At 44.0% G+C, this 416-nt stretch carries 1 pseudogene; it reads right to left on the bottom strand.

Annotation, left to right across the window (positions count from 1 at the left end):
• A pseudogene (locus tag DW650_RS19360) lies at nt 1-416 on the bottom strand (hypothetical protein); the annotation flags it as partial.

Genomic DNA, 416 nt, shown 5'->3' on the forward strand with positions numbered 1-416 from the left:
TCATGCTCCAATGTTGTCAACTCATGCGCAAGGTGCGGGCATCGTTCCGGATCAACCACAATCTTTGTGGTCTGCTGCAGCCATTCCCAGCAATAATCCCTTCCCTTACCAGAACCCCAACGCTTTTTGGCACCAATCGCATTAAATCCCCAGTCCTGCAACTCTGCAATGGCATCCGGTCGCGCTGAGTCGCATATAATTTCCTCTGTAATATATTTTTTGATTTTCCTAGCAAATGTGCTATTTTTACATTTCTTGGCGTACACCTCATCCACACAATACAATGTGTCCATATCCTCGTCATACCATGCTTTTTGAAATGTCTGTGGATGCTCAAATCCAAAGTCCAGACCATGATAAAAAAATGGCATATTTTCAATTTCTGCATCCGTGATGGTCCGCTCTTCCACATTATC

Origin of the sequence: Roseburia sp. AM23-20, from assembly GCF_003470905.1 — a bacterium.
Classification (GTDB): domain Bacteria; phylum Bacillota; class Clostridia; order Lachnospirales; family Lachnospiraceae; genus Roseburia; species Roseburia rectibacter.